Origin of the sequence: Nocardiopsis sp. MT53 (assembly GCF_019598965.1) — a bacterium.
In the GTDB taxonomy this organism is placed as follows: Bacteria; Actinomycetota; Actinomycetes; order Streptosporangiales; family Streptosporangiaceae; genus Nocardiopsis; species Nocardiopsis changdeensis.
Genome location: NZ_CP080599.1, coordinates 4,484,109 through 4,511,021, shown reverse-complemented (window position 1 = coordinate 4,511,021; position 26,913 = coordinate 4,484,109). Strand labels below are relative to the sequence as shown.

At 73.8% G+C, this 26,913-nt stretch carries 20 protein-coding genes, 1 tRNA gene and 1 pseudogene; 15 read left to right on the top strand and 7 right to left on the bottom strand.

From position 1 onward, the window contains the following. Positions 1-36 precede the first annotated feature (36 nt). The 5 genes from K1J57_RS20070 to K1J57_RS20050 all read left to right on the top strand — a co-directional run bounded on the left by K1J57_RS20070 (position 37) and on the right by K1J57_RS20050 (position 11,188). On the top strand, positions 37-1,068 hold the full coding sequence (locus tag K1J57_RS20070; RefSeq protein WP_220560112.1) for an LLM class flavin-dependent oxidoreductase: 1,032 nt from the start codon (positions 37-39) through the stop codon (positions 1,066-1,068). A 12-nt stretch (positions 1,069-1,080) separates the two neighbouring features. Then, positions 1,081-1,788, top strand: coding sequence for an NADPH-dependent F420 reductase (locus tag K1J57_RS20065; protein ID WP_220560111.1), 708 nt, complete (start codon positions 1,081-1,083; stop codon positions 1,786-1,788). A 281-nt stretch (positions 1,789-2,069) separates the two neighbouring features. Beyond that, positions 2,070-7,553 (top strand): carboxyl transferase domain-containing protein, encoded by a 5,484-nt coding sequence (locus K1J57_RS20060; RefSeq protein ID WP_220560110.1) that lies wholly within the window; start codon positions 2,070-2,072, stop codon positions 7,551-7,553. Between the two features lie 130 nt (positions 7,554-7,683). Next, on the top strand, positions 7,684-8,418 hold the full coding sequence (locus K1J57_RS20055) for an alpha/beta fold hydrolase (protein WP_220560108.1): 735 nt from the start codon (positions 7,684-7,686) through the stop codon (positions 8,416-8,418). Between the two features lie 331 nt (positions 8,419-8,749). After that, positions 8,750-11,188: a M14 family metallopeptidase gene (locus K1J57_RS20050; RefSeq protein WP_220560106.1), complete on the top strand. Its 2,439-nt coding sequence runs from the start codon at positions 8,750-8,752 to the stop codon at positions 11,186-11,188. 41 nt (positions 11,189-11,229) lie between these two features. Here K1J57_RS20050 and K1J57_RS20045 read toward each other — a convergent pair whose 3' ends face one another. Then, positions 11,230-11,634: a VOC family protein gene (locus K1J57_RS20045; RefSeq protein WP_220560105.1), complete on the bottom strand. Its 405-nt coding sequence runs from the start codon at positions 11,632-11,634 to the stop codon at positions 11,230-11,232. Positions 11,635-11,741: 107 nt separating this feature from the next. On the opposite strand from K1J57_RS20045, the pseudogene K1J57_RS34175 reads away from it, so the two are divergent. The 3 genes and pseudogenes from K1J57_RS34175 to K1J57_RS20030 form a co-directional block, all read left to right on the top strand. Next, positions 11,742-12,338, top strand: a pseudogene (locus K1J57_RS34175) (PA2928 family protein); the annotation flags it as partial. 104 nt (positions 12,339-12,442) lie between these two features. Beyond that, positions 12,443-13,239, top strand: a protein-coding gene (locus K1J57_RS20035) for an IS5 family transposase (protein WP_255647210.1) whose coding sequence is annotated in 2 segments (ribosomal slippage) — positions 12,443-12,779 and positions 12,779-13,239 — 798 coding nt in all. Because the reading frame shifts where the segments join, the coding sequence is not laid out codon by codon here. Between the two features lie 80 nt (positions 13,240-13,319). Next, entirely contained in the window at positions 13,320-13,811 is a 492-nt protein-coding gene (locus K1J57_RS20030; protein ID WP_220560103.1) for a hypothetical protein, read from the top strand. Between the two features lie 365 nt (positions 13,812-14,176). Here the strand turns inward: K1J57_RS20030 and K1J57_RS20025 are convergent. From K1J57_RS20025 to K1J57_RS20010, 4 genes are all read right to left on the bottom strand, one after another. Further along, positions 14,177-14,250, bottom strand: a tRNA-Val gene (locus K1J57_RS20025). 64 nt (positions 14,251-14,314) lie between these two features. Continuing rightward, positions 14,315-14,773, bottom strand: coding sequence for a redoxin domain-containing protein (locus tag K1J57_RS20020; protein WP_220560102.1), 459 nt, complete (start codon positions 14,771-14,773; stop codon positions 14,315-14,317). Between the two features lie 100 nt (positions 14,774-14,873). Beyond that, complete coding sequence (locus tag K1J57_RS20015; RefSeq protein ID WP_220560101.1) at positions 14,874-15,299, bottom strand: DUF3052 domain-containing protein; 426 nt, start codon at positions 15,297-15,299, stop codon at positions 14,874-14,876. A gap of 176 nt (positions 15,300-15,475) precedes the next feature. Beyond that, entirely contained in the window at positions 15,476-15,886 is a 411-nt protein-coding gene (locus K1J57_RS20010) for a secondary thiamine-phosphate synthase enzyme YjbQ (RefSeq protein WP_220560100.1), read from the bottom strand. A 129-nt stretch (positions 15,887-16,015) separates the two neighbouring features. Between K1J57_RS20010 and K1J57_RS20005 the strand changes: the two genes are divergently transcribed. Both K1J57_RS20005 and K1J57_RS20000 read left to right on the top strand, forming a co-directional pair. Then, the gene (locus tag K1J57_RS20005; protein WP_255646441.1) at positions 16,016-17,668 is read left to right on the top strand and encodes an alkaline phosphatase D family protein; all 1,653 of its coding nucleotides are present in this window, start codon (positions 16,016-16,018) and stop codon (positions 17,666-17,668) included. A gap of 69 nt (positions 17,669-17,737) precedes the next feature. Next, positions 17,738-18,805 (top strand): phosphotransferase family protein, encoded by a 1,068-nt coding sequence (locus K1J57_RS20000; RefSeq protein ID WP_220560097.1) that lies wholly within the window; start codon positions 17,738-17,740, stop codon positions 18,803-18,805. A 43-nt stretch (positions 18,806-18,848) separates the two neighbouring features. Here the strand turns inward: K1J57_RS20000 and K1J57_RS19995 are convergent, their stop codons facing one another. After that, positions 18,849-19,910: a hypothetical protein gene (locus K1J57_RS19995; RefSeq protein WP_220560096.1), complete on the bottom strand. Its 1,062-nt coding sequence runs from the start codon at positions 19,908-19,910 to the stop codon at positions 18,849-18,851. A 312-nt stretch (positions 19,911-20,222) separates the two neighbouring features. Next, positions 20,223-21,437 (bottom strand): CdaR family transcriptional regulator, encoded by a 1,215-nt coding sequence (locus tag K1J57_RS19990; RefSeq protein WP_220560095.1) that lies wholly within the window; start codon positions 21,435-21,437, stop codon positions 20,223-20,225. Positions 21,438-21,692: 255 nt separating this feature from the next. On the opposite strand from K1J57_RS19990, the gene K1J57_RS19985 reads away from it, so the two are divergent. The 5 genes from K1J57_RS19985 (at position 21,693) to K1J57_RS19965 (ending at position 26,649) form a co-directional block, all read left to right on the top strand. After that, positions 21,693-22,673: an ACP S-malonyltransferase gene (locus tag K1J57_RS19985; RefSeq protein WP_220560094.1), complete on the top strand. Its 981-nt coding sequence runs from the start codon at positions 21,693-21,695 to the stop codon at positions 22,671-22,673. 3 nt (positions 22,674-22,676) lie between these two features. Continuing rightward, a complete protein-coding gene (locus K1J57_RS19980) occupies positions 22,677-23,633 on the top strand; it encodes a beta-ketoacyl-ACP synthase III (RefSeq protein ID WP_220560093.1) in 957 nt (318 codons plus the stop codon). A 61-nt stretch (positions 23,634-23,694) separates the two neighbouring features. Further along, positions 23,695-23,952 (top strand): acyl carrier protein, encoded by a 258-nt coding sequence (locus K1J57_RS19975; protein ID WP_220560092.1) that lies wholly within the window; start codon positions 23,695-23,697, stop codon positions 23,950-23,952. Positions 23,953-24,079: 127 nt separating this feature from the next. Next, positions 24,080-25,315, top strand: a complete 1,236-nt coding sequence (fabF, locus tag K1J57_RS19970) for a beta-ketoacyl-ACP synthase II (RefSeq protein WP_220560091.1) — start codon at positions 24,080-24,082, stop codon at positions 25,313-25,315. Between the two features lie 188 nt (positions 25,316-25,503). Beyond that, positions 25,504-26,649, top strand: coding sequence for an EAL domain-containing protein (locus K1J57_RS19965; RefSeq protein WP_255647209.1), 1,146 nt, complete (start codon positions 25,504-25,506; stop codon positions 26,647-26,649). Positions 26,650-26,913: the final 264 nt, after the last annotated feature.

Here is a 26,913-nt window from a genome sequence, read left to right as displayed (position 1 = left end):
GCCGGGGGCCGAAGCCTCCCGCCGAGGAGGAGAACCATGTCTGACCTGCTGTTCGGACTCGACACCTTCGGCGACGTCCCCGAGGACGGCAACGGGGAACCGCTCTCCTACGGGGCGGCCATCCGCCAGGTCGTCGACGAGGCCGTGCTGGCCGACGAGATCGGCGTCGACGCGATCGCCCTGGGCGAGCACCACCGGCCCGAGTACGCCATCTCCACACCGGAGACCGTGCTGGCCGGGATCGCCGGGCGCACCTCCCGGATCAGGCTCGGCTCCGGCGTGACCGTGCTCAGCTCCGACGACCCGGTGCGGGTCTTCCAGCGCTTCGCCACGGTGGACGCCCTGTCGCAGGGGCGGGCCGAGGTCATCCTGGGCCGCGGCTCGTTCACCGAGTCCTTCCCGCTGTTCGGCTACGACCTGCGCGACTACGACGCGCTGTTCGAGGAGAAGCTCGACCTCTTCGTCAAGCTGCTCGACGAGAAGCCGGTGACCTGGAGCGGCACCGTCCGCGCGCCCCTGGAGAACGCCGACGTGTTCCCCAAGACCGAGTCCGGGAGGCTGCCCACCTGGGTCGGCGTCGGCGGGTCCCCGCAGTCGGTCATCCGCACCGCGCGGCACGGGCTGCCGCTGATGCTGGCCATCATCGGCGGGTCCCCGACCCGGTTCAAGCCCTACACCGAGCTGTACGAGCGCGCCGCGGCGCAGTTCGGCACCCCCGCCCACCCGGTGGGGATGCACTCGCCCGGGTTCATCGCCGACACCGACGAGCAGGCCAGGGAGATCTTCTACCCGCGGTACAAGGTCATCCGCGACCGGATCGGCGCCCAGCGCGGCTGGCCGCCGCTGCGCCCGGAGGAGTTCGAGTCCGAGATCGCCCACGGGTCGATGTACGTCGGCTCGCCCGAGACCGTGGCCCGCAAGGTGGCGGCGGCCGTCCGGGCCCTGGGCGTGGGCCGGTTCGACCTGATCTACTCCTCCGGGTCCACCCCGGCGAAGGACCGCATGCGCGCGGTCGAACTGTACGGGACCCGGGTCATCCCGATGGTCCGCGACATCCTCGCAGGCTGAGAGGCGGAGAACATGGGCACGACGGAGCGGACGGGCGCCCCCGTCCTGGGCGTCCTGGGCGCGGGCAAGGTCGGCACGGTGCTGGCCCGGCTGGCCCTGGCCGCCGGGTACCGGGTGCTGATCGCCGGTTCGGGCGACCCCGCCGAAATCGCGCTGACGGTGTCCGTGCTGGCCCCGGGCGCCGAGGCGGTGACCGCGGAGGAGGCCGCCGGCCGGGCCGACGTGGCCGTGCTGGCGCTGCCCCTGGGCAAGTACCGGTCGGTCCCGGCCGGAGCGCTGGCGGGCAAGCCGGTCATCGACGCGATGAACTACTGGTGGGAGGTGGACGGGGTCCGCGAGGACCTGTTGGACCCGCGCACCTCCTCCAGCGAGATCGTCCAGGGCTTCCTGCCGGGGTCCCGGGTGGTCAAGGCGTTCAACCACATGGGCTACCACGACCTGGAGGACGGGGCGGCGCCCGCGGGGACGCCCGGCCGCCGGGCGATCGCGGTCGCCGGGGACGACCCGGCCGACGTCGAGCTGGTCTCGGGCATCGTGGACGCGCTGGGGTTCGACCCGGTGGTGGCGGGCCCGCTGGCCGCGGGCGTGCGCCTGGAGCCGGGCACCCCGCCCTTCGGCGCGAACGTGGGCGCCGGGGAGCTGCGCGCGATGATCGCCCGCTTCCCCGAGTCCGAACGCGGGCGGGCGGTGGTCTCCGCACGCGGGGGCGTCCCGGCCTGAGGCCGGCGCGCCCGGCGGTCCGGGCCGGCGCCGTCCGTACCGGGACGCCCGTACGCCCGCTTCGATGCACGGGACACGCCCCCGGGTGGAATCGGTCACGTGGAGCAGAGGGACCGGAGTTCCTTTTGTGGAGTTCCCACAAGGATCGGCCCCAGCTGTGAGTGATTCGGAATATCGCATGCCCGTGAGCGATCCAGCAGAGTAGATGCACAAGCTAGGAAAGGCGGCCTCCACACCCCGGAGGTCGCCTTCTGTCGTCAAACAATCGGGGAGGTCGGCCGGTGTTCGGTCGTGTCGCCATCGTCAACCGTGGAGAGGCCGCGATGCGGCTCATCCACGCCGTCCGGGAGCTTTCCGCCGAAACGGGGGCACGGATCGAAACGGTCGCCCTCTACACCGACGCCGACCGCAACGCCACCTTCGTGCGCGAGGCCGACATCGCCTACTCCCTGGGGTCGGCCGCGGCCCGCCCCTACCTCGACCACGCCGTCCTCGAGCGCGCGCTGGTGGAGACCGGCGCCGACGCCGCCTGGGTCGGCTGGGGCTTCGTCGCCGAGGACCCCGCCTTCGCCGAGCTGTGCGAGAAGATCGGCGTCACCTTCATCGGCCCCAGCGCGGACGCGATGCGCCGCCTGGGCGACAAGATCGGCGCCAAGCTGATCGCCGAGGAGGTCGGCGTCCCGGTCGCCCCGTGGAGCCGCGGCGAGGTCGCCACCCTGGAGGACGCGCTGCGCGCGGGCGAGGAGATCGGCTACCCGCTGATGCTCAAGGCCACCGCGGGCGGCGGCGGGCGCGGCATCCGCAAGGTGTCCTCCGGCGAGGAGCTGGCCGAGGCCTACGAGCGCACCGGCCAGGAGGCGCTGCGCGCGTTCGGCTCCGGTGTCGTCTTCCTGGAGCGCCTGGTCACCGGCGCCCGCCACGTCGAGGTCCAGGTCATCGCCGACGGCCAGGGCACCGCCTGGGCGCTGGGCGTGCGCGACTGCTCCGTACAGCGCCGCAACCAGAAGATCATCGAGGAGTCCGCCTCCCCCGTCCTGGCCCCCGACCAGATCGCCGACCTCAAGGCCTCGGCCGAGCGGCTCGCCGTCGCCGTCGGCTACCGCGGCGCCTGCACCGTGGAGTTCCTGTACCACCCCGGGGAGAAGCTGTTCGCGTTCCTGGAGGTCAACACCCGCCTCCAGGTCGAGCACCCCATCACCGAGGTCACCACCGACACCGACCTGGTCCGGCTGCAGCTGCACGTGGCCTCCGGCGGCCGCCTCGAGGGCGCCCCGCCCCGCGAGGAGGGCCACGCCGTCGAGGCCCGCCTCAACGCCGAGGACCCCGACCGCGACTTCGCCCCCTCCCCCGGCCGCATCACCCACCTGCGCTTCCCCGTCGGCCCCGGCATCCGCGTGGACACCGGCGTGCGGGAGGGCGACGAGATCCCCGCCGACTTCGACTCGATGATCGCCAAGGTCATCGCCTACGGCAGCGACCGCGAGCAGGCGCTGGCCCGGCTGCGCCGCGCGATGGCCGAGACCACCGTCGTCATCGAGGGCGGCGCCACCAACAAGGGCTTCGTGCTCGAACTCCTCGACCAGCCCGAGGTCATCGACGCGAGCGCCGACACCGGCTGGATCGACCGGGTGCGCGCCCAGGGCCGCCTGGTCGACCACCGGCACTCCGCGGTCGCCCTGGCGGCGGCCGCCATCGAGGCCTACCTGGACACCGAGGAGGTGAGCCGCCGCCGGCTGCTGTCCACGGCGCACGGCGGCCGCCCGCAGGTGCAGCACGACCCGGGCCGCCCCCTGGACCTCAAGCTCCGCGGGGTCGGCTACCGGGTGCACGTCGCCCGGACCGGCCCGGACCGCTTCCGCGTCGGCGTCTCCGGCGGCGGCGAGGTCCACCCCGCCGACGTCTCGGTGGAGCGCTTCGACGCGTACAGCGGCCGGATCACGGTCAACGGCCACCGGTACCGGATGGTGTCGGCCGTGCACGGCCCGGTCCACCTGGTGGAGATCGACGGCGTCACCCACCGGATCAGCCTCGACGAGGGCGGCGTGGTCCGCTCCCCCGCCCCCGCCCTGGTGGTCGCCACCCCGCTGGCGGTCGGCGACGAGGTCGAGGCGGGCGCCCCGATCCTGGTGCTGGAGAGCATGAAGATGGAGACGGTGCTGCGCGCGCCGTTCCGCGCCCGCGTCCGCGAGTGCCCGGTGTCCGTGGGCGCCCAGGTGGAGACCGGCGCCGCGCTGATGCGCCTGGAGCCGCTGGCCGACGGGGACGAGGACGCCGCGCAGGGCCCCGGCGACGCCGTGGAGATCGACCTGCCCGCCGAGGCCGTCGCCCCCACCGCCGCCGAACGCGCCGAGCGCGGGCTGCGGGACCTGCGCGCCGCGCTGCTGGGCTACGACTTCGACCGCGCCGAGGCCGACCGGGCGCTGGCCGGCTACCTGGCCGCCCGCGCCGAGCTGGGCGACCGCCCCTCCGAGGGCGAGCTGGAGCTGGTCGCGCTGTTCGCCGACCTGTCCGAGTTGAGCCGCAACCGGCCCGCCGGGGCGTCCGACGCCGAGCGCGACGCCCAGGTGCACAGCCCCCGCGAGCTGTTCCACGGCTACCTGCAGAGCCTGGACGTGGAGCGTTCCGCGGTCACCCCGGCCTTCGAGGCCACCCTCACCGCCGTCCTGGCCCGCTACGGCGTCACCGGCCTGGACCGCACCCCCGAGCTGGAGGACGCGGTCTTCCGGATCTTCCTCACCCAGCAGCGGATGGCCGCGCACGTCGAGACCGTGTCCGGCCTGCTGCGCGCCTGGCTGGCCGGGAACGTGCCCGCACAGGCCCTCACCGAGAGGTTCGGGCTCACGCTGGAGCACCTGGTGGCCGCCACCCAGGTCCGCTTCCCGGCCGTGTCCGACCTGGCCCGCGGCGTCGTGTTCCGCTGGTTCACCCAGCCGCTGCTGCGCCGCAACCGCGCCAAGGTGTACGCGGCGGTCCGCGACGACCTGCGCCACCTGGACCGCGACCCCGACGCCCCGGACCGCGCCGAGCGCATCCAGGCCATGGTCGCCGGGTCCGAGCCGCTGGTCCGGCTCATCGGGCAGCGGATCGGGCGGCCGGGCCGCGACCACGCGCCGCTGCTGGAGGTGCTGACCCGCCGCTACTACGGCAACCGCGGCCTGTCCGCGGTCTCGGTCGGCGAGACCGCGGGCTGCCGTACGGTCACCGCCGACCACGCCGACCCGCGGGGCGCCACCCGCCTGTTCACCACCGCGGTGGACATCTCCGCCCTGCCCTCCGCGCTGGAGGCCGTCGCCGAGGCCGCGGCCGGGGCGCCCGAGCGGGGCCTGGTCGCCGACCTGTACATCGGCTGGGAGGACCAGCCGGACGTGGACGCGATGGCCGTGCGCCTGGGCGAACTGCTGGCCGCCCGGGAGCTCCCGGCGGGCGTGCGCCGCATCACCACCACCGTGGCCGGCGCGGGCGGCACCGTGATGCACCACCACTTCACGTTCCGCCCGACCGACGGCGGCCTGGCCGAGGACCGGCTGATCCGCGGCCTGCACCCCCAGCTGGCCCGGCGGCTCCAGCTGCAGCGGCTCCAGGAGTTCGACCTCACCCGGCTGCCCTCGGCCGACGAGGAGATCTACCTGTTCCAGGCCGTGGCCCGCAGCAACCCGGCCGACGAGCGGCTCATCGCGATGAGCCAGGTCCGCGACCTCACCCCGCTGCGCGACTCCGACGGCAGGCTCATCGCGCTGCCCGCGGTCGAGGACACCCTCAGCGGCTGCCTGGAGGCCATCCGCAACGTCCAGGCGCGGCGGCCCCAGCACAAGCGGTTCGACACCAACCGCATCCTCATGTACGTCTGGCCGTCGGCCGAGCTCGACCTGGAGGAGCTCGACACCCTGGTGCAGCGCGTCCTGCCCACCACCGAGGGCGCCGGGCTGGAGGAGGTCCAGTTCGTGGCCCGCCAGCGCAACGCCGCGGGCGAGCTGGCCGAGGTCGCGGTGCGGATCACCCTCGACCCCGCGCAGGGTCCGCAGGTGCACATCGACCGGCCCTCCACCGAGCCGGTGCCGGTCCTGGACGACTACCGCCAGAAGGTGCTGCGCGCGGCCCGCCGCGGCACCGTCTACCCCTACGAGCTGACCGGCATGCTCACCGGCCCCGAGGGCACCTTCGTCGAGCACGACCTCGACGCCGAGGGGAACCTGGTCCCGGTGGACCGCCCCAAGGGCGGCAACACCGCGGCGCTCGTGGCCGGTGTCGTCACCACCCCCACCCCGCTGCACCCGCAGGGCGTCACCCGGGTGGTGCTGTTCGGCGACCCGACCAAGGCGCTGGGCGCCCTGTCCGAGCCCGAGTGCTCACGGGTGATCGCCGCGCTGGACCTGGCCGAGCGGATGGGGGTGCCGCTGGAGTGGTTCGCCCTGTCCGCGGGCGCCCGGATCTCCATGTCCTCGGGCACCGAGAACATGGACTGGGTGGCGGCCGCGCTCCGGCGCATCGTCGAGTTCACCCAGGCCGGCGGTGAGATCAACATCGTGGTCGCGGGCATCAACGTCGGCGCCCAGCCGTACTGGAACGCCGAGGCGACGATGCTCATGCACACCCGGGGCATCCTGGTGATGACGCCGGACTCGGCGATGGTGCTCACCGGCAAGCAGTCGCTGGACTTCTCCGGCGGTGTGTCCGCCGAGGACAACTTCGGCATCGGCGGCCACGACCGGGTCATGGGCCCCAACGGCCAGGCGCAGTACTGGGCGCCGGACCTGCCGGCCGCCCGCGACGTGCTGATGGCGCACTACGAGCACACCTACGTCGCCCCGGGCGAGGACCGGCCGCGGCGGGCGCGGACCGAGGACCCCGTCGACCGCGACGTGTCCGTCTACCCGCACCGGGTCGAGGGCAGCGACTTCACCACGGTCGGGGAGATCTTCTCCGCGGAGCACAACCCGGACCGCAAGAAGCCCTTCGACATCCGCACGGTGATGCGCGCCCTGTCGGACCTGGACCACCCGGTGCTGGAGCGCTGGGCGGGCATGGCCGACGCCGACACCGCGGTGGTGCAGGACGCCCACCTGGGCGGGCAGCCCGTCTGCCTGGTCGGCATCGAGTCGCGGGCGGTGCCGCGGCGCGGCTTCCCGCCGGCCGACGGCCCGGACACCTACACCGCGGGCACGCTGTTCCCCAAGTCGTCCAAGAAGGTCGCCCGGGCGATCAACGCGGCGTCGGGGAACCGGCCGCTGGTGGTGCTGGCGAACCTGTCCGGGTTCGACGGCTCGCCGGAGTCGATGCGGGCCCTGCAGCTGGAGTACGGCGCGGAGATCGGCCGGGCGATCGTCAACTTCGACGGCCCGATCGTGTTCTGCGTGATCTCCCGCTACCACGGCGGCGCGTTCGTGGTGTTCTCCAAGGCCCTGAACCCGAACATGACGGTGCTGGCCCTGGAGGGCTCGTTCGCCTCGGTGCTCGGCGGCGCCCCCGCGGCGGCCGTGGTGTTCTCCGGCGAGGTCGACAACCGCACCGCGCGCGACCCGCGCGTGGTGGAGCTGCAGAACCGCGTGGCCGAGACCAGCGGTGCCGAGCGCGCCGAGCTCAACACCAGCCTGGCCGAGGTCCGCGCCTCGGTGCGGGCCGAGAAGCTCGGCGAGGTGGCCGCGGAGTTCGACCGGGTGCACAGCATCCAGCGCGCGGTCGAGGTGGGCTCGGTGGACGCGATCATCGGCGCGGCGGAGCTGCGTCCGCGGATCATCGAGGCCATCGAGCACGGCCTCAAGCGCTGACCCGGGTGTGAGAGGGGCCCGGCGGGATCTCCGCCGGGCCCCTCCCGTTGGAACGGGCGGGCGGTACGGACAAGCGGTACGGGCAAGCGTACGGGCGCCGGGAACGGCCCGCTCTCGAGGAGGATCCAGGATGTACGTGAGGACGTTCGGCCCGCCGGAAGCCCCGGCCGTGCTGCTCCTGCACGGCGGGGGCGTCGCCGGGTGGATGTGGGACCCGCTGCGGGAGCGGCTCGGGGACGGGCTGCGCCTGATCGTCCCCGACCTCCCGGGGCACGGCGGCAGCTCCGGCGAGCCGTACCGTTCGCACGATCGGACGGTACGGGAACTGGCCGGCCTCCTGGCGCGGGAGAACCCGGACGGCCCCGCGGCGGTCGTCGGCTTCTCCCTCGGCGCCCAGCTCGCGGTGCTCCTGGCCGCGTCCCGGGACGACCTCGTCGACCGGGCCGTGGTGGTGAGCGCGCAGGCGGTCCCCACCCCGTTCCCCGCGCTGACGGTGGGCCTGGTCGGAGCGACCGCGGGGCTCGCGCGCCGCAGGTGGTTCGCCCGCCTCCAGGCGAAGGAGCTGTTCGTCCCCGAGTCCCTGATGGAGGACTACGTCCGCACCTCGGCGGGGATCTCGCGCCGGACCCTGACGGCGGCCGTCGGCGAGAACATCCGCTTCACGGTGCCCGCGGGCTGGGCGGGGTTCCCCGGCCGGGCCCTGGTGCTCGCGGGGGAGCGGGAGCGCGGGCTCATGCTGGACTCCGCCCGTGTGCTCCACGGGGCGCTCCCCGGCAGCGGCCTCGCCGTCGTCGGAGAGTGCGGGCACGGCATCCCGCTCCAGCGGCCCGGATGGCTCGCGGAGCGGCTGCGGGCGTGGCTGTAGCCGCGCGGGGCGTCCGACCGCCGGACCCGAGGCCGTCCGCGGATTTTTCGCCTTACCGTCCTTGACGTCCCCCCGGAGTCGCGGAAGCCTCTGAGCGACAGCCGATTCGGGTGCACCACGGTGGCCGCGCCGTCCGCCCGGACGCCTCCCCCATGTCCCCCATCCCCCTTCCCCCGTTTGCGAACACGTCGACCCCCTCCGGTGTGAGTGCCGTCCCCGTGGTCCCGCGGCCGATCCCGTCGCGCCCGTCCGCCCCGCCCGAACGGCGGTGGCGCCACTTGCCGCGGACACCGGGCCATCCGCCCGCTCCGCGCCGAGCGAGAAGGACACCATGGGACACAGGACATGGAGCGGGCCGAGGCGCGCGGGGCGCGCCGGGCTCGCCGCAGGGGCGGCCGCCGCGCTGCTGCTGCCGACGGCGGTGCCCGCGTCGGCCGCACCCGGCGCGGCGGTTCCGCAGCTGGACGGGCCGTCGGTGGTGGAGGTCCTCCTGGACGGCCGCGACGACCTCGACCGACTCGTGGAGCTGGGCGGCGACATCGCCCGGCTGGACCCGGCGGACGGGGGCGGGTTCGTCGCCCAGACCGTGATCGGACCCTTCGACGCGGAGGTCTACGAGGAGGCCGGGTTCACCTTCGGCGAAGTCCTCTACACCGAGTCCGACGCGCAGGACCGCATCGACGAGCGGGAGGAGGCCATCGAGCGGCTGCAGGCCGAGAACGGACCCGCCGACACCCCGCGCGCGCTGTCCTCCACCGACCGGCTGGAGGTCCTGCGGGCGGACTACTTCGAGGGCCGCAACGGCGCCTTCCTGTCCGTGGAGGTGCGCTCCGACTTCGGGCAGGCCGAGGACTTCCGGCTGACCGTGGAACGCGACGCCGGGCCGGGCACCGAGTTCGGCGACGGCGGCACCCAGACGCTGGGCCGGTTCGTCGACGTCGGGGTGTACATGTACCACCGCGGCCAGGCCCAGGTGCAGGAGCGGCCGGACCGCATCCGGGTGACCGGACCCCACGGCGGCACCGCCGTCGCGGAGGTCACCGAATGGCTGCCCGACCCCCGCGGGCCCGGCGACCCGCTGCCCTACACCGACTTCCTCAACGCCTACATGACCCCGGGCGAACTCTACGACCGGATCCACCAGATCGCCGAGGAGTACCCGGACATCGCCGAGGTCATCGAGCTGCCCCACCGCACCAACGGCTACCGGCGCCACGCGCAGGCGATCCTCGGGGTGAGCGCCGACGGCCGGAACGCGGACCGCGGCGTCATCGTGGAGTCGCTCGCCTACGGGCACGAGGGCGGCAACGACCTCGTCGTGGACCTGGTCGACCCCGCCGCCCCCGACTCGGCGCTGTCGGTCGCCGTGGACGGGGACGAGATCACCGTCTCCCTGGCCAACGACGGCGGCGGCGCGGTCACCACGACCGCGGCGGAGGCGGTGGCGGCGATCAACGCCGGGGCCGGCGACCTGGTCCGGGCCTTCACCTACCGGGGCGATGCCGGCGCCGGGACCGTGCGGGCCGAACGCGTGCGGGCCGACGACTTCCTCAGCGCCCCCGAGGACGCCGTCCCCCGCGAACCGGCACCGGTCTACGCGCTGCGCATCGGCGCAACCCGGGACGGCTCCAAGACCGGTGTGCTGGGCTACGCCCAGGAGCACGCCCGCGAGTGGCAGACCCCGCTGGTGACCATCGAGACCGCCGAGCGGCTGGTGCGCAACTACGGCATCCACGACACGACCACCGAACTGGTGGACGAGCTGGACATCTTCCTGATGCCCTCGTTCAACCCCGACGGCGCGAACTACTCCTTCTACGACGTGCCGCTGCACCGCAAGAACATGACCAACTACTGCCCCACCGACGGGGCCCGCGACCAGTGGGCCGTGGAGCAGGGCGCGCAGTGGGGTGTGGACAACAACCGCAACTACGGCGCCTACACCCTGTGGGACGGCTACTCCGGGGCTTCCTTCAGCTGCACCAGTGGCAGCTTCGCCGGGCCCCGGGAGCTGGGTCCGCTGTCGCAGCCGGAGAACCGGAACCTGGTGTGGCTGGTCGACACCCACGACAACATCGACTTCTCCATGAACATCCACTCCTCCGGCGACTACTTCATGTGGTCCCCGGGCGCCTACATCGCCGAGGGGCGCGTTCCCACGCCCCGGCCGACCGCGATGCAGGAGGCGTACTTCTGGGAGTCGTCGGCGGACATCCTGGGCGCGATCAAGGAGCACCGCGGCACCGTGGTGACCCCGGCCCGCACCGGCCCGATCATCGACGTGCTGTACTCCGCGGCGGGCAACTCCGGCGACCACCTCTGGTACGAGAACGGGATCTTCGCCTGGAACTTCGAGCTGGGCCAGGCGGGCTTCCAGCCGCCGTGGGACGAGGCCCACGCCCAGGGCATGGAGTACGCCGACGGCCTGTACGCCATGCTCGGCGTGGCGCTGGAGTACCAGCGGGACCGGTACAGGCCGCGCTCCAGCGCCTCCCCCCGCGCGGGCGCGCACACCGGGCCCGTGGAGGTCGCCTTCGACACCAACGAACCCGCGGAGATCTACTACACGCTCGACGGCAGCCGCCCGGACTACGACTCCCCCCGGCTGAACCTGACGGGCGTGCGCGGCGGGCTGGAGACCCTGACCCTGGAGGAGACGACCACCGTCCACTGGTTCGCGGTGGACATCGCGGGCAACGTCGAGGGGGGCTACGACCCCGACGGCAACGCCCGCAACCACCGCCGCGGCACCTGGACCGTCACCGACTGACCCCGGGGCGGCCCGGGGACCCCCTCCCCGGGCCGCCCGGCTCAGGCGAAGTCGGCCTCCGTCATCCCGGCGGGATGGCCGGGCGGCCACTGCACCAGCTCGATCCGGTGGCCGTCGGGATCGGTGAGCCAGGCGGTCCGCATCCCCCGCCCCAGGTCGGTCGGCGGCTCGGCCGCCACGCCCTTCGCGGCGAGGCGGGCGATGACGGCGTCCAGGTCCTCCACCTGCACGACGAGGTGGTTCACGGAGCCGGTGTCCCGGACCGGCCGGGCGGGGTCGTGCACGAGTTCGAGGCTGACGAACGGGTCGTCGGGCAGCCGGAGCATGGTCAGGGCGCCGAACTCCGTCCCGGGCACCCGGCCGACCTCCAGGTACCCGAGCGCGGTGTAGAAGGCGAGCGAGCGCTCCGGGTCGGTGACCCGCAGCCCCAGGTGCAGCATCCGCATACCGGCAGCCTAGCCGCCGGGGTGCCCCCGCAGCGGGACGGCCGTGCGGACCGCCTCCGTGCGCGTCTTCCGCCACCCCGGTCGTCGGGCCCGCGCGGCCGTCGCCCATGATGATCCGGTGCGTTGCGGCTGGAACCCCGCGAGGGCCCGCCCCTCCCGGAGGGGGTTCCCCTTCCTCGGAACGTGGAGGTTCGGCGATGAGCGATCGTGAACGGGCGACGACCGTGCCGTCATCCGCCGGCACGGCGGGCACCGGGACCGGGAAGGGGAAGGGGCGCCGCCGGTGGCCGGTCGCCGCCGTGTGGATCCTGGCCCCGCTGCTGTTCGCCACCGTGGTCGCCACGACCGTCGAGAAGACGCACGGTCCGGCCTTGACACGTCCGTCGAACGCGATCGCCACCGGTCAGACCGCCGACGGGCGCCGGGTCGCCGTCGTGGCGTACGAGACCGACACCTTCCCCAGCCTCGACCTCTTCCGGATCCGGTCGATCGGGTACAGCGTGCAGGCCACCGCGTTCGACCTCGACACCGGGGAGCGGCTGTGGGACACGATGCTGTCCAACGACCATCCCTCGGTCGGGGCCCAGGCCCTCGCGGTCGGCGGGGACCACGCCTATGTCCGCACCGACGACGGGCTCGTGATCCTCGACGCCGCCACCGGCGACATCGTCGCCCGTGACGACCGGATCCGCGGCCTGGGCGAGGACCGCGTCGCCTCGCTCACCTCCTACGCCTACGACCCGGAGTCGCGCCTGGTCGTACTGAGAGCTCATCTCATTTGGTTTCTCGGTAGCCTGCTCCTGTGTCGATGGTGGAACGGCTGGTGCCGGACGAGCTGTGGGAACTGTTCCAACGGGTGGTGCCCGAGGCGCCCACCCGCCCCCAGGGCGGTGGGCGGCGCAGACACGGTGACCGGCAGGTGCTGGCCGCGATCATCTTCGTGGCCACCAGCGGCTGTACCTGGGCTCAGCTCCCGCCGGTGTTCGGCCCCTCCGGGCCCACCGCGCATCGGCGCTTCACCGAGTGGACCCGGGCCCGGGTGTGGGCCAAGCTCCACCGCCTGGTCCTGGACGAGCTCGGCTCCCAAGGCGAGCTGGACTGGTCGCGGTGCGCGATCGACTCGGTGAACATGCGGGCCCTCAAAGGGGGGACCTGACGGGTCCGAATCCTGTCGACCGAGGCAAGAAGGGGTCGAAGATCCACCTGATCACCGACCGGCAGGGTTTGCCCCTGTCCATGGCTATCTCGGGGGCCAACACCCACGACAGCCAGGCGCTGCAGCCCCTGGTGGAAGGGATCGCTCCGATCCGCTCCCGTCGCGGACCCCGGCGGCGCAGACCGGGCAAGCTGCACGGCGACAAGGGCTACGACTACGCCCACCTGCGCCGCTGGCTCCGGCGCCGGGGGATCGTGCACCGTCTGGCCCGCCGGGGTGTGGAGTCCTCGCAGCGGTTGGGCAGACACCGGTGGCAGGTGGAACGCACCATGGCCTGGCTGGCCGGATGCCGCCGACTTCACCGCCGCTACGAGCGCAAGGCCGACCACTTCCTGGCCTTCGCCGGCATCGCCTGCACGCTGATCTGCTACCGCCGACTCACCAAATGAGATGAGCTCTGAAGGACGGGGACGGCACTGTCCTGGGCATACCGCTCGGCTCCGACGCGGCCGGTCCCGTGCCCCCGGCCGTGGCCCGCCGTTGGGAGGAGGACCTCGCCGCCACCGAACCCGACCTGTTCCTGTACTCCGAGACCATGGACGGCGCGACGAACCACGAGGCCCGGCTGCCCGGCCCCGAGCCCGAACCCGACCCGCTGACCGGCATCGTCCCGAAGAGCAACATGCTGTGGGCCTCCTGGGCGCCGGAGGACGCCTGGAGCGCGAACGTCGTCCTCGACCCCGCCACCGGGTACGCGGCGGGCTCCGAGTTCGGATTCGCCGTGTCCGAGGCGCACGACGGCGGCGGTTACACCTACCAGGTCGCCGATCTCACCACCGGCGAGGCCCGGGCGGGCCTCGAGATCCGGTCGGGTTCCGGGATCACAACGGTCACGGTCGACCCGGCCGGATACGTCGTCATGACGGTCCCGAACGAAGAGGGCCAGGGGCTCCTCGTCGTCGCCACGGCCGACTCGATCCGCGCGTCGGTGATCGGCGAGCGGGGATGGCTGGGAACATGACCGCCCCGGCGGCGAAGCCCCCCGAGCAGCCGACCACGACCCCGGGGCAAGGCCCCCTGTTGTCAGGGATCGCTACCCACCCCGCCGATCCGCACGGCCCCGACCGCAGGGGGTGCCTGGGGGGTTCGGGCCCTCGGGAGAAGCGACGAGACGACCCGTGAGGCGGCCGGAGGCCCCGAGCAGACGACCACGACCCACGAGGCACGGCCTCGCGTTGCAAGGGATCGCTCCCCCACCTCACCGATCCGCGCGGCCCCGGCCGGAGGGGGTGCCTCGGGGGATTCGGGGGTCTCCCCCCCCGGGAAAGACGAAGGACGACCCGGCGAGGCGGCCAGAGGCCCCCGAGCAGGGTCGTCCTGAGTGCGTGGGCGCGAAGGGACTCGAACCCCTGACCTATTGCTTGTAAGGCAATTGCTCTGACCAGCTGAGCTACGCGCCCTTGCGTCGCAGGCGATCATACCGCTTCGGGACGGCGGCCCGCGCGCCGTTTTCGGCGCCCCGGTTCATGCCAGGGCGCGCATCTGTTCGAGGTAGGCGTCCGTGTCGCGGGGCTCGGAGACCGGGACGAGCGTGCTCCAGCGGACGACGCCCGCGGCGTCGATGAGGAAGGTGGCGCGGCGGGCGGTCCCCCGGCCGTGGTCGAGGACGCCGTAGGCGTCGGCGACGGCCCCGTGCGGCCAGAAGTCCGACAGCAGCGCGAACGGGAACGCCTCCCGGTCCGACCAGGTCCGCAGGGCGAAGACCGAGTCCACCGAGATGGCCAGCACCGTGCCCAGTTCGGCGAGTTCGGCGTGGCGGGCGCTCAGCTCGGCGAGCTCGCCGGAGCACACGCCGGAGAACGCCAGCGGGTAGAACACCGCCAGGACCGGCCGACCGCGCAGCGCGGAGAGCGCGGTGTCCCGTCCGTACTGGTCCTGGAGGGTGAAGTCGGGGGCGGCGGCCCCCGGAACGATGTCCGTCATCTACTCGTTCGTTCGGTCGTGTGCGGGCGTCCGTCAGCGCCGCGCGCCCGTGGTCGGGACGCGCGGCACCGGATGCGTCACCCCGTACGGGTGATGTCCGTCACCGCTTGGGCACGACCAGGCGCGTTCCCGACCAGTCCGCTCCGACGCTCACCGCGCTGGTCTGGGACAGACCGGAGGTGGTGGCCGCCTCGGCGACGTCGTTGGGCGACACGTGCAGCTCACGGCCCGCCTTGGGGGTCAGGACCAGGATCGTGCCGCCGTCCGCGATGGTGGTCACCACGTCCACGAGGACGTCGGTCAGGTCGCCCTCCTCGTCGGACCGCCACCACAGCAGCGCCGCATCGACGTCGCCGTCGTAATCCTCGTCGACCAGCTCCTCACCGGTGAGCTCGGCGATGGATGCGCGCAGGCCCTCGTCGACGTCGTCGTCGAAGCCGAATTCCTGCACCACCTGACCCGGCTTGAATCCGAGTCGGTCAGCCAAGCCACGCTCGCTCTGTGCCTGGCCCGCGGTCGCGCTCACGAAAGTTCTCCTCCACAGATGGTTTTTCTCAATCTTGCCTGCACGAAGCAGTTGTCACAACGATGCCGGGCCTTTCCCCCGCCCGTCACGTGTGCCGCGACCATCGCTGATGGCCTAGTTCACACGCTAGCGGGCCCGTCCGTCAACGTGTTCCCGCCGACGGCCGGCCCCTCGGCTCACCCGGAGGAGAGGAAGGACAGCCGGACCGTGCGGTCGGGGTTGTCCACGTTGAGGTCGACCACCGCGATGGACTGCCATGTTCCCAGTCCGAGGCGGCCCGAGAACACCGGAACGGTGGTCTGCGGTGCGATGTAGGCCGGCATCACGTGCGACCTGCCGTGTCCCCGCGTCCCGTGCTCGTGCCGCCACCGGTCGTCGGCGGGGAGCAGGTCGTCGAGGTTGGCCAGGAGGTCGTCGTCGGAGCCCGCTCCGAGTTCGATGATCGCCACACCCGCGGTGGAGTGCGGCACGAAGACGTTGAGCAGGCCGTCGCCTCCGTGGTCGGCGACGAACTCGTCGCACTGGCGGGTGATGTCGGTGATGCTCTCCGATCCGCCGGTGTGCAACTCCAGGATCTGTGTCCGCATAGCGCCACCTTCGCGCAGGCGGGGCCGTCGTGCAACCATCCCGTTTTCGGCCTGTGGATGGCGATACGGTCCGGGAGGGGCCATACTCGTCCACTACGTGTGCCAACCCGCCCGAAACGAGGGAGAACGGTGACCGCCTCTTTACCGCTGGGACCCGTACTGCGGCATGTCGGCACGACCACCGCGACCGTGTGGGTGCAGACGTCCGCGCCCGGCCGGGTCCGGGTGGTGGCGGACGGCGGGGTGACGGCGGTCGCGGACACGTTCACCGTGCACGGCCACCACTTCGCGGTGTGCGAGGTCACGGGCCTGGAACCGGGTTCCGCGACGCCCTACGAGGTCTTCCTGGGCGAGGAGCGGGTGTGGCCGGAGCCGGGGTCGGCGTTCCCGCCGAGCACGCTGCGCACCCTCGACCCGGACGCCCCGACCCGGCTGCTGTACGGCTCGTGCCGCACCCCCACCGGCGACACCCCCGAGGGAGTGGTCCGCTACGGGCCGGACCTGCTGCGGGCGACGGCCCGGCGGCTGGCCGCGGAGCCGGTGGAGGGCAACCTGGTGATGCTGCTCATCGGCGACCAGGTGTACGCCGACGAGGTCCAGGAGCCGATGCGCGCGTTCCTGCGCGGGCGCCGGGGGGAGGACGGCGACGGTCCCGAGGACGAGGTCGTCCACTTCGACGAGTACGCCGAGCTGTACCGGCAGGCGTGGAGCGACCCGCAGGTGCGGTGGCTGCTGTCGACGGTGCCGGCCCTGATGGTGTTCGACGACCACGACATCCGCGACGACTGGAACACCTCGGCGGCCTGGCGGCGCACGATGGACGACCGTCCCTGGTGGCGCACCCGGATCACGTCGGGGCTGGGCGCCTACTGGGTCTACCAGCACCTGGGCAACCTCTCCCCCGCGGAGAGGGACAAGGACCCGCTGTGGGCGCAGGTGCGCGCCGCCCGGGTCGACGCCGGGGACGAGGTGGACGCGTTCGCGCTGCGGGCGTACGAGGAGCCGGAGTCCTACCGGTGGAGCCACCGCCACGACATCGGCGGGGTGCGGGTGCTGATGCTGGACACCCGGTGCGGCCGGGCCCTGGGCGAGGGCGACCCGTCGGACGGCTCCCGGTCCATCCTGGGGGCCTCGGGGCACGCCTGGCTGGACGAGCACCTGACCGGCGGGCCCGACCACGTGGTGGTGGCCTCCACGGTCCCGGTGCTGCTGCCCCCGGCGGTGCACCACCTGGAGTCCTGGAACGAGGCGGTGTGCGCGGGCGCCTGGGGCGGGTGGCTGCGCGGACCCGCCGAGCGGCTGCGCCAGGCCCTGGACCTCGAACACTGGGGGGCCTTCCGGTACTCGTTCGAGCGGCTGGCGGACACCGTGGGCCGGGTGGCGCGCGGCGAGCGCGGTCCGGCCCCGGCGTCGGTGCTGCTGCTCAGCGGCGACGTCCACTTCTCCTACACCGCACCGGCCCGGCACCGGGGCGTGGGGGAGGGCGGGTCGAGGATCCTCCAGCTGGTGTCCTCCCCGCTGTGCAACCGGCTGCCGTCGAACTTCCGCCGGATGGCGCGGCTGTCGGCGAGCGCGCCCGTGCACCTGGCGGGGCGGATCATGACGTGGCTGGCGCGGGTGCCGTCCTCGCCGCTGCGCTGGCGGCTTTCGTCGGGGCTCTACTTCGGCAACACCATCGGCGAGGTGTCCTTCGCGGGACGCACCGCGCAGGCCCGCTGGTACCACGTGGTCCAGGGCGGGCCCGACGCCCTGCCCGAGGTGCACTCCACCGTGGACGTGTGACCCGGGGGCGACCCGCGGCGCTTCCGGCCCGGCCCCGGCCCCGGGGCTTTCGACCACGAGAGGCCCCCTGTGCCCCCGCCCTCCCCCGCATGGACCGACCGGATCGACCGGCTCGCGCGCGCCGCCGAGGCCGGCGGACTGCGCTTCGCCTTCCACGCCCCGCCGCGGCGGCTGGGCGGCGGCTCCCAGGACGTATGGGCGTTCGACGACCTGTTCCTCGGCCCGGTCGTCCTGCGGGTGGCATGGGGCGGTGACCTCGGCCGGGCCGACCGGGAGGCGCTGGTCCTGCGACACCTGCCGGCGGAGGTGCCCCACCCGGAACCGCTGGGCCACGGCCGCGCGGCGGACGGCGGCCCTCCGCTGGCCTACTCGGTGACGCGGCGGCCGCCGGGCCGCCCGCTGCACGAGGCCTGGCCGTCCCTGGACACGGTCCGACGGCGCTCCGCGGTTCGGGGGTACGCCGCCGCCCTGCGCGCCCTGCACACCTGGTCGCCCCCGGCCGAGGTCGCCGCGGCGCTCGCCGCCCGCCCGGAGTCCTCCCCGGGCGGCCCGGCGCCGCCCGTCGGCGCGGACACCGTCCCGCTGCCGGTGGAGCGGGGCCTGGCCCTGGTGGACCACGCCCTGGAACTGCCGGGTGTCGACAGGGGCGTGCTGGCGGCCGCACGGGACATGGTCACCGCCCTGGCCGACGCGGCCCCGGTGGTGGACGATCCGGCCGCGCACGGCCCGGTGCACGGCTGCGCCCGCCCCGCGGACCTGTGGTGGCACGAGGGGGCGCTGACACTGCTGGGCTGGGAGCGGGTCCGGGCGGGCCCGCCCGACCTGGAGCTGCGGGCCCCGGTGGAGCGGGCCGACACCGCGGCGCTCGCCGGGGGACCGGAACGGCCCGAACTCCTGGAGGGGCTGGCCCTGCACTACCCGGAGCTGTTCGCGCACCCGCGGCTGGCCGACCGGCTGCGCCTGTACTCCCTGCTGCGGGCGGTGCGGCAGGTGGTGGTCCTGCGCCCGCGCGGCCCCTGGTCGGAGCTGCCCGCCGCCCACAGCGGCAACCGGCTGTGGCGGCTGGTCCGGGGGCGCTGGCCCGCGCCGGGGGTGCTGCCGCGGGGCGGGGCGGCGGGAGGCGGGACGGGACCGTGATCCGGAGCGGGCCGCGGGGTCGGGGCGGCGGCTCCGGAACGGGTCAGGGCTTGTGCGGGTGGGGCCGGGTGGCGGAGTGGCCGCGGCGGGTCTTGCGGACGGCCAGGCCCAGGGCCCCGCTGCCGCGTTCGATGAACTGCCGGGCGGCCCGGTTGACGGTGGCGCGCGGCCCGGAGGCCCCGCGCTTCTCCTCGGCCTCGTCCTCGGTCCCGGCGCCGGGCTCCCCGTCCTCCGCGGCGGAGTCCCCGCCCAGGTGCGGGAGGACCGCGGTCGGCTCGACCTCGGTCAGGTGCGGCAGGGCCGCGGTGGGCTCCTCGCCGTCACCCGCGGTGTCCCGGGGGGCGTCCCCGGCCGTGTCGGCGCCCAGGTGCGGGACGACCTCGGTGGGCTCGTCCGCTCCGGCCGCCGACGGGGCCGTCGGCGGGACCACCGGGCGCAGCAGGTCGGTGCGCTCGTTGGCGGCCCGCACCTCCGGCTCCTCGGCGTTCTCGGTCTCCTCGCGGACGGCCTTGCGCCAGGCCCGCTCGGCGAGCTTCTGCCGCATGGACTCGCGGGAGCGCTCGGCCCGGCGGGAGCGCCAGGCCCGGTACGCCGGGGTGGCGATCGGCCAGGTGACCTTGGCCGGACGCGAGAGCGCGTGCCACAGGTAGGCGGTGGTGCCCCACGCCTCCATGGCGCGGCGGGCACGGGTGATGGTGAAGAAGGTGGGCATCGCCAGCAGCATCTGCGGCAGCGCCAGGGCCAGGGCCGCCAGCAGCGGGTACAGCCCGCCGCCCACCAGCGCCGCGGCGGCGCCGATCGCCGTCGTGGACAGGGCCAGCGCGATGCGCAGCCCGGTGAACTGGCGGAACCGGTGCAGCGCCCGGCGGGCGGACACCGGCGGGGCCAGGCCCTCGGGCAGCGGCGTGAGCTGGACGATGAGGGACATCAGCAGCGTGCCCACGCCCACACTCGTCGCCAGCAGGATCGTCCACCCCGCGGCCGAGAACGAGCCGCCCACGAACAGGGCGACCAGGCCGACCGCGAGGAGCGGTGCGGGCAGCCAGAAGAGCACCCGTCTGCGCAGCTCGCCCTCCTGCGTCGGTTGGAGCACGAACTCGGTCACAGGATTGTCGGTCCAGGACCACTTCCTCGGCCGTTCGACCACAGCGTTGACCCCCCAAGAACGTCGTGACCCGACGGTGTGCGCGGGTCCCCGCCCGGGAGTGCCCTCAGACCGGGAGGACCTCGCGCTTCACCGTTACAAAGCTATCCCTTTTCATGCGGTCCCCGGGCGCACACGGGCAGTAATAGACATACCCGGCGCAGGTGAAACCCGGATAAGGGCGCACGCATGGCGGACTAACGATCAGGTTACGTCCCGGGTTCCCCGGACGACAGGGTCGCGGCCGATCAGGGATGAATGACACATCCCATGTCAACCGTCGGCGGCCTCGGAGAGTCGTCCCAGTGCGACGGCGACCCGCAGCACGAACGAGCCCCGCCCGTCGGAGGGCGTGTGCCCGGTCAGCTCGGCGATCCGGCTGAGCCGGTAGCGCACCGTGTTGGGGTGGACGAACAGCATGCGGGCCGTGGCCTCCAGCGACGACGCGTGCTCCAGGTACACCGACAGGGTGTCCAGCAGCGGCGACCCGGCCCCGGCCAGCGGCAGGTACACCTCCCGGACCAGCTGGGCGCGCGCCTCGGCGTCCCCCTGGAACGCCCGTTCGGGCAGCAGGTCGGCGGCCGACACCGGGCGCGGCGCGTCCGGCCAGGCCACCGCGGCCCGCAGCCCGCTGACGGCGGCCCGTGCCGACGCCCCGGCCGAGCGCAGGTCGGGCACGACCGGGCCGACCACCACCGGTCCCGGGCCGAACAGCCCGGTCAGCGGCTCGGCGGCGGCGCCGGGCAGGTCCTCGGCCGGGTAGCGCTCCCCCACACCCACCACCACGACCACACGGCGGCCCTGCGTGCCGGCCAGGACGTCGTGCCCCAGGCGGCGCGCGGCGGCGCGCAGGTCGTCCAGGACCTTGGTCGCGTCGTCGCCCTCGGCGATCTCGCCGGCCACCGTGACCACCGGCGTGAGCGACCAGCCCAGTGCCGACCCCCAGGTCTGGAGCCCGTCCTCCCGGTCGCCGTGCAGCAGGGCGTCGACGATGAGCGCCTCCAGCCGGGCGTCCCACGCCCCGCGGGCCTCGGCGGCACGGGCGTAGACCTTGGCGGAGCTGAACGCCACCTCGCGCGTGTAGCGCAGCACGGCCTCGCGCAGCTGCTGGGCGCCGCCGGGCGCGGCCAGCTCGTCGACCTGGCCCTCGACGACGTCGATGACGACGCGGATCATGTCGACGGTCTGCTGCAGGGACACCGACCGGGTCAGCTCCCGCGGAGCGGTGCCGAAGACCTCGACGGTGATGGCGGGGCGCCCGCGCCTGGGGTTGCGGAACCAGTCGACGAACGCCGCCACCCCGGACTGGGCGACCAGGCCCACCCAGGACCGGTCCTGGGCCGACATCCGGCGGAACCAGCCGAGGCGTTCCTCCATGCGGGCGACGGCGGCGGTGCCCAGGGCGCCCATGGAGCGCTCCAGGCGGCGGACCGTCTCGGCGCGGACGCGCTCCTGCTCGTCGGTCCCGGCGTTCTCATCGGTGTTCACCCCTCTAGGTTCGCATCCCCCGCCCCCGGGGGCTGCGGTCCACCCCGGCGCTCCGGGGCTGAAGCCCTCCGGACGGCGGCGGGAGAGCCCCCGGGCTGCGGGGATGTACGGTCGGAGGGTGACCCCTCTCACCGGCCTGCGGGCTTGTGGACACACGTCGAACACGGGTTTGTGGGGTTCCCACAAGCACCCCCGAGGGAACTTCGTGTGCCTCCCCCTCCAACCGGTGATCTCCTACAGGGCAAGGTGGATGTCGTGCTTGTAATCGTTGCTCCCGGCCAAGGTGCCCAGGTTCCCGGATTCCTCTCCCCGTGGCTCGAGCTGCCCGGCGTCGCCGCCCAGCTCTCCGCGTGGTCGGAGGTCGTCGGGCTCGACCTGGTGCGCTACGGCACCACCGCGGACGCCGACGAGATCCGCGACACGGCCGTCGCCCAGCCGCTGCTGGTCGCCGCGGGCCTGGTCGCGGCGTCGGCGGTCCTGAGCCCGCTGACCTCGCCCTCCCCCGCCCTGCCGGCGGAGGCCTCCCTGGTGGACGCCGTCGCCGGCCACAGCGTCGGCGAGTTCACCGCCGCCGCGGTGGCCGGTGTGCTCTCCCCCAAGGACGCCCTGTCCCTGGTCGCCGAGCGCGGCCGCGGCATGGCCGACGCCGCCGCCCGCACCGAGACCGGTATGACCGCCGTCCTGGGCGGCGACCGCGAGCAGGTGCTGGCGGCCATCGCCGCCGCGGGGCTCACCCCGGCCAACGACAACGGCTCGGGCCAGATCGTCGCCGCGGGCACCACCGCGCAGCTGGCGGCCTTCGCCGAGAACCCGCCGGAGAAGGCGCGGCTGCGCCCCCTGTCGGTGGCGGGCGCCTTCCACACCGAGCACATGGCCCCGGCCGTGGAGCGGGTGCGCGCGGCCGCGGGCCTGCTGTCGCCCTCCGACCCGGTGGTGCCGATCCTGTCCAACGCCGACGGCGCGGTGGTCGAGGGCGGCAAGGAGTACCTGGACCGGCTGGTCACCCAGATCTCCTCCCCCGTGCGCTGGGACGCCTGCACGGGGACCCTGGCGGATCTGGGCGTCACCGCCCTCATCGAGCTGACCCCCGCGGGCACGCTCACCGGTCTGGCCAAGCGCGCCCTGCGCGGCATCGACCTCCTCGCGGTGAAGACGCCCGAGGACATCGAGCGCGCGGGCGTCCTCATCAAGGAGCACGCGGGGACCTCCGCCGCGGGCACCGACCAGGAAGGCTGACCCATGTTCCCCACCCCGAGCATCCCCGGCGGCGCGGCCATCCGCTCCTTCGGCGAGTACCAGCCGGCCCAGGTGGTCACCAACGCCGACCTGGAGAAGCGGGTCGACACCAGCGACGAGTGGATCCAGAGCCGCGTCGGCATCAAGGAGCGGCGCATCGCCGGGCCCGAGGACACCGTGGCGAGCATGGCCGTGGCCGCGGGCGGCAAGGCCCTGGCCGCCGGCGGGCTGTCCCCGGAGGACATCGACCTGGTGATCGTGGCCACCTGCACCCCGCAGGACCAGATCCCCAACACCGCGGCGACCGTCGCCGCCCGGCTGGGCATCGTCGCCCCCGGCGCGTTCGACCTCAACGCCGCCTGCGCCGGGTTCTGCTACGCCCTGGGCGTGGCCGCCGACATGGTGCGCGGCGGCAGCTCCCGCAACGTCCTGGTCATCGGCTCGGAGAAGCTCTCCGACTGGGTGGACTGGGAGGACCGCTCCACCTGTGTGATCTTCGCCGACGGCGCCGGGGCGGCCGTGGTCTCCGCCTCGGAGGACAACGCCATCGGCCCGGTGGTGTGGGGCTCCTCCGGCGAGCGCGCCGACAAGATCCACCTGCGCGACCACAAGTACCTCTGGCAGGAGGGCCAGGCGGTCTTCCGCTGGACCACCACCGAGCTCTACAAGACCGCGCTGGAGGCGCTGGAGCGCGCCGGGGTGGCCCCCGAGGAGCTCACCGCCTTCGTCCCGCACCAGGCCAACCTGCGGATCGTCGAGTCGATCGCCAAGAAGCTGGGCGCGCCCCAGGCACTCGTGGCCCGCGATATCGTCACCGCTGGCAACACCTCCTCCGCGTCCGTCCCGCTCGCGCTGTCGCGCATGATCGGACGCGGGGAGCTCCCGTCGGGGAGCACCGTCCTCACCCTGGGCTTCGGCGCGGGGCTGGTCTATGCCGCACAGGTGATCCGCATCCCCTGAGGCACGCGGCCGAAGATCCGGACCGCATCCCCGTTCACAGAACACACGCAAGGAGAAGAACATGGCTTCCAGCGAGCAGAAGACTTTCAGCGAGCAGGAGATCCTGGAAGGCCTCGGCGAGATCATCGAGGAGATCGTCGGCACCGACCCCTCCGAGGTCACCCCGGAGAAGAGCTTCGTGGACGACCTCGACATCGACTCGCTGTCCATGGTGGAGATCGCCGTCGCCGCCCAGGACAAGTTCGGCGTGGAGATCCCCGACGAGCAGCTCAAGGACCTCAAGACGGTCCAGGACGTCGTCACCTTCATCCAGAAGTGATCGTCCGGGTCGCCGGGGACCGATGACCCGGCCCGGCGACCCGACCGGCCCACTCCGCCGGACCACCCCAGTCATCCGCCACGCCCGGCCCCGCAGCCGGGACCGACCCACGAAGGGCGATCGGATCATGGCAAAGACCGATGTCGTCGTCACCGGCCTCGGCGCCACCACCCCGCTCGGGGGGGACGTCGCGACCACATGGTCCGCGCTCCTCGACGGCCGTTCCGGCATCAGCACGCTGCCCGAGGAGTGGCACGAGAGCCTCCCGGTGCACTTCGCCGGGCGCATCGCGCAGGAACCCTCGGAGAAACTCCCCAAGCCCCGGCTGCGCCGCCTGGACCGCACACAGCAGTTCGCGCTCATCGCCGCCGGCGAGGCCTGGGCCGACGCCGGCTCCCCGGAGGTGGACCCGCTGCGCCTGGGCGTGGTGGTCTCCAGCGGCATCGGCGGCATCCTGACCATCCTGGAGCAGTACGACACCTTCCGTGAGAAGGGCTGGCGGCGGGTCTCCCCGTTCACCGTGCCCATGCTCATGCCCAACAGCCCGGCCGCCGCCATCAGCCTGGAGTACACCGCCCGTGCCGGCTCGCACGTCCCGGTCAGCGCCTGCGCCTCCAGCGCCGAGGCGATCGCCAACGGTGTCGACATGATCCGCGCCGGCCGCGCCGACATCGTCATCGCGGGCGGCACCGAGGCCGCGATCCACCCGCTCAACATCGCCTCGTTCGCGTCGATGCGCGCCCTGTCCACCCGCAACGACGACCCGCAGACGGCGTCGCGCCCCTGGGACAAGGACCGCGACGGCTTCGTCATGGGCGAGGGCGCGGGCATCGTCATCCTGGAGTCGGCCGAGCACGCCGCCAAGCGCGGCGCCCGCGTGTACGCGCACGCCTCCGGTGTCGGCTACACCAACGACGCCTACGACATCGTCCAGCCCGACCCGGAGGGCGCCGGCCAGTCCCGAGCCATCACCCAGGCGCTGGCCGACGCCGACCTGGCCCCCGAGGACATCGTGCACGTCAACGCGCACGCCACCTCCACCCCGGCGGGCGACGTGGGCGAGACCCGCGCCATCCGCGCCGCGCTGGGTGCGGCCGCCGACCGGGTCGCGGTGACCTCCACCAAGTCCATGACCGGCCACCTGCTGGGCGGCGCGGGCGCGGTGGAGTCGATCGCCACGATCCTGGCGCTGCACGACGGGCGCATCCCGCCGACCATCAACATCCAGGAGCTGGACCCGGAGGTGGCGGTGGACATCGTCCGCGACAAGCCCCGGGACATGCCCTCCGGCGATGTCGCCGCGATCAACGAGTCCTTCGGGTTCGGCGGCCACAACGTCGCGCTGGTGTTCCGCCGGGCCTGACCCGGCGACACCGCGTCCGCGGACGCACGGGGCCCCGCCCGCTGGCGGGGCCCTTCTCCTTGTCGGGGGAGGACCCGACCAACGGCCCGTGAAGGTGAGCTGAACAGCCGCGAAAACGCCTTCAGGTACGCAGGGCGTGTCGTCACCATGGAGAGGTGACCACAGCGCACTCGCACCGGGCCCCCACGGTGACAGCTCCCCGGGCGGCCGGACCGGCACCCCGTCCGGACCGGACGCCGTTCGGCTTCCAGCCGATCGTCGACCTGGACTCGGGCGCCATCGTGGCCGTCGAGATCATCTCCCCCGCCCCCGCCGGGACCGGGGCCGGGCCGTTGGAGATGCCTCCGGAGGAGATGGAGGCCATCGCGGAGTGGCTGCTGTCCCTGGTGCGCGAGTCCGCCGGGACCGAGAGCCTGCTCCCGCTGGTGCTGCCGCTGCCCGCGCGGACCCTGATGGCGCGCAATGGGTTCGTCGACCTGGTGGACAGCCTGCTGCGCCGGGCCGGGCGGCGGCCCCGCGACATCACGTTCATGCTCGGGGCCGAGCTGGCCGACCTGCCCCGCAAGATCGTCGTGTCGGGGGTGGCGCGGCTGCGCAGCGCGGGCTTCCGGTGCGGTTTCGGCACCGCGATGGTGCGCCCGGACCTGGTCGTCGAGGCGGCGCCGTTCCTGATGCGGATCGACCCGGGCGTGGTCTCGGGTGTGGCCGCCGACCAGCGGCACGCCACCGTGGTGGAGGGCCTGGCCCGGATCGGCCGCGGCAGCGGGGTGTACGCCATGGCCGCGGGGGTGGACACCGCCGAGGACGTGGTGCGGCTGCGCCGCTGCGGGGTGAAGGTGGGCACCGGCCCGTTCTTCGCCGACGCCGCCTGGCGGCCCGGGGAGCGGGTGACCCCGGTGCCGGAGCCGACCGCCGGGCAGGAGCGGGCGGGGGACGAGGGCCCGCGGGTCACCGAGTTCATGGTCCCGCCGGTGGGGTTCGACGCCGACACCACGGCCGAGCAGATCCTGGAGGCCTTCACCGACGACAAGGCCCTCAACAGCGCGATCCTCATCGACCACCGGGATCGCCCGGTGGGCGTGATCGACCGGACCCGGTTCCTGCTGTCGGTGACCGGGCGCTACGGGCACGCCCTGCACGCCAAGCGCCCCGCGATCCGGCTGGCGGAGTCGCCGCGCACGGTCCCGGCGTGGATGTCGGCGATCGCCGCGCTGCGCGTCGCCGGCCAGGACACCGAACGCGTCTACGACGACCTCGTGGTGGTCAACACCTACGGGCAGTGCCTGGGCGTGGTCCACATCAGCGACCTCATCCAGTCCCTCTCCCGCAGCTAGGCCGTCTCCTTTCAGACCCGTGGGCCCGGCGACCGAAGCACCGCCGCCCCGCCCGGTGCCCTCGACGGACGGCCCGCGGCCGCGGCCCTTCCTCGCAGCCGTCTCCCTTCGGACCCGCGCTCCGCGGACGGGCCCGGCGGCCGAAGCACCGCCGCCTCACCCGGCGCCCTTCCGGAGCGGGGGCCTTCGGTCCCGCGTCGGTGACCTCGACGGACGGCCCGCGGCCGCGGCCCTTCCTCGCGGCCGTCTCCTCCGGGCCTCCGG